Below are 1,421 nucleotides of genomic sequence, written 5' to 3'. Positions count from 1 at the left end.
TCAAATTCGTTTTTACCTACAACCACAGGCACAACTGACTTATTTGGGTGTAAATGGCGGCTTAACCGATAGTGGTAATAGTAAAGTGAATTTACTGGGCTCTCGCCAATTACAAACTCGAGTTGGCGCACAAGCTAAAGCGCAATTTACTTTCACTAATGGTGTTATTTTCCAACCATTTGTTGCCGTCAATTCAATTTACCAACAAAAACCTTTCGGCGTGGAAATAGATGGTGAACGTCGAGTGATAGACAATAAAAATACGCTTGAAAGTCAATTAGGCGTTGCGGTAAAAATTAAATCTCACTTAACTTTACAAGCAACATTCAATCGCCAAACAGGCAAACATCACCAGGCTAAACAAGGTGCGCTGAATTTACAGTGGACGTTTTAAGTTTAGTAGTAACAAAATAAAATCGGCAGGAAATTCTCTGCCGATTTTTTTATTCTGAAAGCGCGGTCATTTTTCCAGAAATTTTTGTGAATAAAGAGGGCAATTATACACATTTTCAAACTGGCTTGACAAAATAGCAAAAAGCAAACGTTTACCTTTAATAAGTAAGAAATAAATAGAGAAAAATGTGAGCTAAATGAGATTTTTTGTTCAGTCTTATGCTAGAATCCCCCTCCCTATTTATTTTTACTTGACAAAGGAAAATTTATTATGAAACTCGAAGCAAGCAAGCAAGCAAGCAAGCAAGCAAGCAAAAGTTTAATTTTTTTCTTGATTACATTTAGTTTGTTTATCCCTCGTTTTAGTTTTGCATATCCTGAATTTTTTGAAAAATATTGGAATGAGCGGGGAATTCTGCATCGAGGTGAAGGATTTCACGAAACTGTATTTTATTCATTAGAAGATATGCTAAATCCAAATTCGGTGGCTTGGCGTCGTATTCCCAAACAAGTTATTGATTATGCAAATTCTGACGACTGTAATGATAATCCTAAAGATGGTTGTAAACTATTCGGCTCTAATACTTACGAAAGAAAATGGTACTTTACAGATTTAGAGGAGAATAGATCTGGAGCAGAACAAGAAGGGGAGTGGTATGATTTTAATGCACCATATGCGAAACATTTTATGAATTCTTTCCGAGAAAATGCCCCTTGCGATTGGTGTTTACCCGTTTTGTATCAGTCTTATCTATATGATAACGATGAAGCAGGAAAAACAAGCCGACCATTAAATGCGTTAATCAATAACAGGGTATATGATTTTAATGTACTTGCTATTGACAACTATCGATTTAAGTTTCCAGGTGAAACAAGAGGATTGACTCTCACAGTGAAAAACCAAAGGGAAGTGCGCGGCGCCACCCTTCAGTTATTAAAAATGGTTTTACAAGATTCTCTTTGGGAACCGCGTTTTGATTCCGATGTATATAACTTAGAGACACAAAATGCCAATATTCGCTTTAATA

At 35.9% G+C, this 1,421-nt stretch carries 1 protein-coding gene and 1 pseudogene; both read left to right on the top strand.

Annotated features, from left to right (window positions below):
* The coding region (locus HMPREF9096_RS01845; protein WP_009500742.1) for an autotransporter outer membrane beta-barrel domain-containing protein at window positions 1–394 on the top strand (394 nt) is incomplete at its 5' end.
* A gap of 270 nt (window positions 395–664) precedes the next feature.
* Window positions 665–1,421, top strand: a pseudogene (locus HMPREF9096_RS09340) (hypothetical protein); the annotation flags it as partial.

The organism is Haemophilus sp. oral taxon 851 str. F0397 (assembly GCF_000242295.1).
Taxonomy (GTDB): Bacteria; Pseudomonadota; Gammaproteobacteria; order Enterobacterales; family Pasteurellaceae; genus Haemophilus.
The sequence above is the reverse complement of the archived record's forward strand: the minus strand, read 5'-3'. Positions and strand labels throughout refer to the sequence as shown.